Source organism: Oleiphilus sp. HI0061 (assembly GCF_001635675.1).
On record NZ_LWFE01001096.1, the window covers coordinates 1 to 5,545 of the forward strand.

A 5,545-nucleotide genomic window follows, 5' to 3' on the forward strand; every position below is an offset into this window, starting at 1 on the left:
GGCAAACTATTGTGCTGCCAAGGCAGGCATAGAGGGCTTTAGCCGCTCTTTGGCAAAAGAGATTAGTGGGCGAGGCATTACAGTTAACTCAGTGGCCCCGGGTTTCATTGAGACGAGCATGACAGAAGAGCTTTCCGATACCGTAAAAGCGAGTATGTTGGCGACAATACCGATGCAGCGCTTGGGGCAGCCCGAAGAAGTGGCTTCGGTAGTAGGGTTTTTGGCATCTCAGCAAGCAAGTTATATTACTGGTGAAACGATCCATGTAAACGGTGGGATGTTTATGGGCTAAAACGGGAATATCCTGAATTAGTCTTGTTGTTATTCCAGTAGCATCTCGAATAAATCTTGTTGTTATTCCGGTAGCATCTCGAATTTGTCCTGTTGTTATTCCGGTAGTACCCCGAATCAGTCTTTTCGTCATCCCGGTAGTGTTTGAGCCGGGAGCCATAAGGTTAAGACTTGGATGGATTCCCTCTCAAAATACTGCGTGAATGAGGGTAGGGTATGGTGGTTCCCATGTATTTGGCCGAAATACTATTTTTTGGTGGCCTGATTGAGATCAAAGAGTGATGTTTTGCTGCTTGTCTCTATCATTGCTTTGATCTAGACTACATCGCCATGAATAAATGAAGCAGACAATAGCTAGGTAATTAAGTACGAAGCTGTTTTTAAACTGAAATATTTCAGAGATAGAATACTTGTCAGCTTGATCTATATTAATGAGAGGAAATTATGAGTACTGTAGAAGAGCGTGTTAAGAAAATCGTATGTGAACAACTAGGTGTTAAAGATTCAGAAGTCCAAAATACTTCTTCTTTTGTTGAAGACTTAGGTGCAGATTCTCTTGATACTGTTGAATTGGTAATGGCTTTGGAAGAGGAATTTGAAACTGAAATTCCTGATGAAGAAGCTGAAAAGCTTTCTACAGTCCAGGAAGCTATCGACTTCATTATTGCTAACCAGTAATAGAAGTTCATAAAAAGAACCGTCCTTTGTGAAATCTCTGGGCGGTTTTTTTTTGTTTGTTTAGGTCGATATTTAAAAGTTAGAGGCAAGGTATGTCAAAAAGACGAGTGGTAGTCACAGGGATGGGGATGCTTTCTCCGCTTGGTAATAGCGTGTCTGAGTCGTGGAATGCAGCGCTTGAAGGGAAGAGCGGCATATCAAATATTTCTCGCTTTGATACTGAGAACTTTAACGTCAAAATTGGCGGGCAGATTTCGGACCTGGAAGTGAATGATTATATTGACCGTAAAGAAGCGCGTCGCATGGATATCTTCATGCAGTACGGCCTGATTGCAGGTATGCAGGCAGTAAAAGATGCATCTTTAGAAGACTTGGATTCAGATCAGAAAAAGCGGATTGGTGTTGCCTTTGGTTCTGGAATCGGAGGAATTGAAACCATTGAGACTGTACGTGATACCTACGTGAAATCAGGGCCTCGTAAAGTTTCTCCCTTTTTTGTACCCAGCTCTATTATCAATATGATTGCCGGGAATATCGCGATTAAATATGGCTTTAAAGGCCCAAATATAGCGGTAGTCACAGCTTGTACTACGGGCACTCATAACATTGGTTACGCAGCAAGAACGATTGCCTATGGTGATGCCGATGTGATGATAGCCGGTGGTGCTGAAATGGCGACAACACCAATTGCTGTTGCAGGTTTTAGCAATGCTAAGGCATTGTCTTCCAATGACCGACCTGCTGAAGAAGTCAGCCGCCCTTGGGATAAAGGTCGAGACGGGTTTGTACTATCTGATGGCGCAGGTGCACTGGTTTTGGAAGAGTTGGAGCACGCAAAAGCGCGTGGTGCAACAATCTATGCTGAGCTAACCGGCTTTGGTATGAGTGATGATGCCTTCCATATTACTTCGCCTATTGAAGATGGTTCAGGCGCAAGAACCGCTATGGAAAATGCTATCAACGATGCAGGAATAGAACCAGAATCGATTGATTATATTAATGCTCACGGCACCTCAACTCCGCTTGGTGATGTGGCAGAATGCAAAGCGATCAAAGACCTGTTTAAAGAACATTCTAGCTCTTTGCTTGTTAGTTCAACCAAGTCAATGACTGGTCACTTGTTAGGGGCTGCTGGCGCGATTGAGGCAATCTTTTCTGTAAAAGCTATCACTGATCAAGTAGCGCCACCAACGATTAACCTCGATGAGCCTGAAGAAGGGTGTGATTTGGATTTCGTGGCACATACTGCCAGGAAAGCTCCGATAAAAGCTGCTCTATCGAACTCCTTTGGTTTTGGCGGTACTAATGGCACTTTAATCTTTCAGGCCTTGGAAGATTAGAAATGAAAACGCGAGCTCACTTAACGTTAGTCAATGAGCTTGAGACCTCGGCAATCGATATCGCTGATCGGGGCCTTGCCTACGGAGATGGTTTATTTGAAACGCTTAGAGTGGTCGATGGAAAAATTCCTCTTCTAAGTTATCATCTGGAACGATTTAAACGTGGCACTAAGGCGCTTGATTTAGGTGAAACTGAAATGCTTGCTGGTAAGTTTGAGCGTTATGTTGGCTTGGCTTTGAAAGACCTGACTAAAGCCGCTCACCTTAAGCGAGCGATAATCAAAGTGATTCTTACGCGTGGACAAGGTGGTCGAGGTTATACGCCACCCGATGAGCCGGAACTAAACTTTATCACTCAAGTCTTTGAGTCTCCCGAATTTCCTGAGACAAACTCCGCCCAGGGAATTACTCTCCATTTATGTGACCATAAGCTCTCGCATCAGCCAGTTCTGGCAGGGATAAAACACCTCAATCGTCTAGATCAGGTGCTTGCTTCAAAGGATTTGGCTAAGTCAGGGTATGAAGAAGGCTTGATGTTGGACTACAAGAATAATGTGGTAGAAGGCACTAAAAGCAATCTACTCATTTTCACAGGCAAAGATATTATTACTCCGAATATATCGGGTGCCGGTGTGGCGGGTACTTTACGTCAATATCTACTCGATAACGCTGCTTTAACAGGGCTAGCGCTTCGTGAAGCGGAAATTAGTATCGAGGACTCAAAGTCTGCAGACGGTTTAGCTGTTATCAATAGTGTCTTTGGTCTTTGGCCAGTGAAAGAATTTGCTGGTAAGCGCTATGCAATACATAAAAATTGTGGAATCATTCAGTCTCATTTGAAGACTAGCTTTTCATATTAAATAACCTTTTTCGACATTAACTATCGTGCCTGCAAATCGCTCTTTTATCGCTCGTTTTATTCTGCTGCTTATTATTTTTGTGCTGATGCTCAGTGCCGGTATATATCGTTATTATCAATCTGAATTAGAGCGAGCAATAGCCTTTCCACGAGACGTTCTCGAAATAGAAATACCCAAAGGCAGTAGCTTCAACTCAGTGTTGAGGAACTTGATTGAAAAAGGGGCTGACATTAACCCCTGGGTCGCAAAGGTCTACGCAAAGCAAAATAAGCTTGCTAGTAAAATTAAAGCAGGTGAGTTCAGTCTACAAGGGCCTATGACGCTTCCTGCTATTTTTGAGTGGCTGACATCCAATAACCAGATTCGTTACCAGGTTCAGTTTATCGAAGGAACGAGCTACAGAGATGCCTTAAAGACCCTGGCGCTTCAAGAGAAGCTAAGTAAAACCTTGGAAGGGAAGAGCGATGATGAACTTATCCAGGCATTGAACTCTAAGAACGATATAAAGCACCTGGAAGGGCAGTTCTATCCTGATACTTATGCGTACCATAAAGGCGATACGGATCTATCAATCCTAAAGCGTGCTCATCAGCGTTTGCAGAACATTTTGCAAGAAGAATGGCAGGCTAGAGATAAAAGTACCGTATTGAAGGGCTCGTATGAAGCGCTTACCTTGGCTTCGATTGTGGAAAAAGAAACGGGAGCAGCACATGAGCGAACTGAAATCGCAGGTGTATTTAATAGGCGGCTGATTAAGGGAATGCGTCTACAAACGGACCCGACCGTCATCTATGGCTTAGGTGATCGCTATCAAGGCAATATCACCCGTAAGCACCTGAAAGAGCTGACGGCCTACAACACCTACCGAATAAAGGGCTTACCTCCTTCTCCTATCGCTTTAGTAGGGCGTAGTGCCATTCATGCAGCGCTGCACCCTAAAGAAGGCTCTAGCCTATATTTCGTCGCAAAAGGTGATGGCACTCATCAATTTTCAGCAACTATCGACGAGCATAACAATGCCGTTCGTAAGTACCAGTTAAGACGTCGCAAAGACTACCGTTCAAGCCAGTAAGGCTTGATTTCAGAGCAAGCTCAATTCCAAATAAGAAGGTACAGTGTGGACAAAGGTTTATTTATCACGATTGAAGGTGGCGAAGGCGTTGGCAAGTCTACCAACATCGCTTTTATTCAAGAAGCGTTAGCGTCAAAGGGAATTGAATCCATCATTACCCGAGAGCCTGGCGGAACGCATTTGGCCGAAGAGATTCGTGAAGTGCTCATTAAGAACCGGGAAGAAACAGTAGCGTCAGAAACCGAGTTACTTCTTATGTTTGCCGCACGCGCTCAGCACCTTCACCAAAAGATTTTACCTGCGTTGGAAAAAGGTGTTTGGGTGATTTCTGATCGTTTCACCGATGCAACTTATGCTTATCAATCTGGCGGGCGTGGTGTACCTTCTGAAAAAGTAGCCTTACTTGAAAACTTTGTTCAGGGAGACGTACGCCCAGACCTGACTCTTTTATTAGATGCTCCGATTGAAGTAGGCATGGCGCGTGCAAAAAATCGTGGTGCCCTAGATCGCTTTGAGGAAGAACAGGCAGAGTTTTTTAATAATGTTAGAGATAACTATTTAGCGCGTGCAGAAGCTGAGCCAAAGCGATTTAAAATAGTTGACGCAACACAAAGTTTGGAAGAGGTACAATCAAGTATTTCAGTCGTGCTTGAGAATATCCTGTAGGCAGAGCCTTCCATGGCTCGCAGGCGGGTTAGCACGGTGTAGATTCATATAAGGGATGGAACCCTCTGCCTACGTTCGATTGTTAAACACTATTCAATATCATTGCAACCACGATCACCTGTGGTACGGTTAGCAAAGGTAAATATAGTGCTGTCTTCCAAGACTTCATTGTGTCTTTTATTACCATCACTTCAGTGTAATCGGTCGCTACGCCTGTCATTAAAAATGCAAAGCTATTACCGGGGGCATTGGCTCGATTCATCAAGTCGGCCGCTATAGGGGTCGAGCCTTCGGAGCATACTTCAATGATTGTTGCTGCGATCAAGGTTGCTCCTAGACCAAGCAGCGTTGGCCCGAAGTAATTTTGGAAGTCCTCCAACGAAACGAAGCCTCTAATCGCTGACGCTAATAGAACACCAAATAACAACCAGCGGATCACCATTCTAGAACCGTTTAAGCCGCGCTTGCCGATATCAAGGGCTAGCGCTTGTGTCCATTCTACCGATGCAAATTTGGATTTAGCTTCACGCCAAAATTGAAAGTCTTCAGGCAAGTCATTCGCAACGCTATTTTGCGGAAGAGAGCCTTTCTGTTCTAGTCGATCAAACAACCAGCCGGTGGTAATTGCCAATACCATC

Annotated in this window: 7 protein-coding genes; 6 read left to right on the plus strand and 1 reads right to left on the minus strand. The window is 44.3% G+C overall.

What is annotated here, in order from left to right; all coding sequences use genetic code 11:
- From A3735_RS15655 to tmk, 6 genes are all read left to right on the plus strand, one after another.
- The coding region (locus A3735_RS15655; protein ID WP_156499710.1) for an SDR family oxidoreductase at positions 1-292 on the plus strand (292 nt) is incomplete at its 5' end.
- A 443-nt stretch (positions 293-735) separates the two neighbouring features.
- Positions 736-969, plus strand: coding sequence for an acyl carrier protein (gene acpP / locus A3735_RS15660; RefSeq protein ID WP_068506755.1), 234 nt, complete (start codon positions 736-738; stop codon positions 967-969).
- 92 nt (positions 970-1,061) lie between these two features.
- Positions 1,062-2,309, plus strand: coding sequence for a beta-ketoacyl-ACP synthase II (fabF, locus tag A3735_RS15665; RefSeq protein ID WP_068506753.1), 1,248 nt, complete (start codon positions 1,062-1,064; stop codon positions 2,307-2,309).
- A 2-nt stretch (positions 2,310-2,311) separates the two neighbouring features.
- A complete protein-coding gene (gene pabC / locus A3735_RS15670) occupies positions 2,312-3,169 on the plus strand; it encodes an aminodeoxychorismate lyase (protein ID WP_082885899.1) in 858 nt (285 codons plus the stop codon).
- Positions 3,170-3,194: 25 nt separating this feature from the next.
- Positions 3,195-4,241, plus strand: coding sequence for an endolytic transglycosylase MltG (gene mltG / locus A3735_RS15675; RefSeq protein WP_082865125.1), 1,047 nt, complete (start codon positions 3,195-3,197; stop codon positions 4,239-4,241).
- A 45-nt stretch (positions 4,242-4,286) separates the two neighbouring features.
- The gene (gene tmk / locus A3735_RS15680; RefSeq protein WP_068506751.1) at positions 4,287-4,907 is read left to right on the plus strand and encodes a dTMP kinase; all 621 of its coding nucleotides are present in this window, start codon (positions 4,287-4,289) and stop codon (positions 4,905-4,907) included.
- Positions 4,908-4,989: 82 nt separating this feature from the next.
- Here the strand turns inward: tmk and A3735_RS15685 are convergent.
- A partial coding sequence (locus tag A3735_RS15685; protein WP_068508442.1) for a permease occupies positions 4,990-5,545 on the minus strand: 556 nt, incomplete at its 5' end.

What these genes read in the sequence shown, in the direction of transcription:
- acpP (WP_068506755.1), top strand. Translation starts at nt 736, where the DNA reads ATGAGTACTGTAGAAGAGCGTGTTAAGAAAATCGTATGTGAACAACTA.
- pabC (WP_082885899.1), top strand. Translation starts at nt 2,312, where the DNA reads ATGAAAACGCGAGCTCACTTAACGTTAGTCAATGAGCTTGAGACCTCG.
- fabF (WP_068506753.1), top strand. Translation starts at nt 1,062, where the DNA reads ATGTCAAAAAGACGAGTGGTAGTCACAGGGATGGGGATGCTTTCTCCG.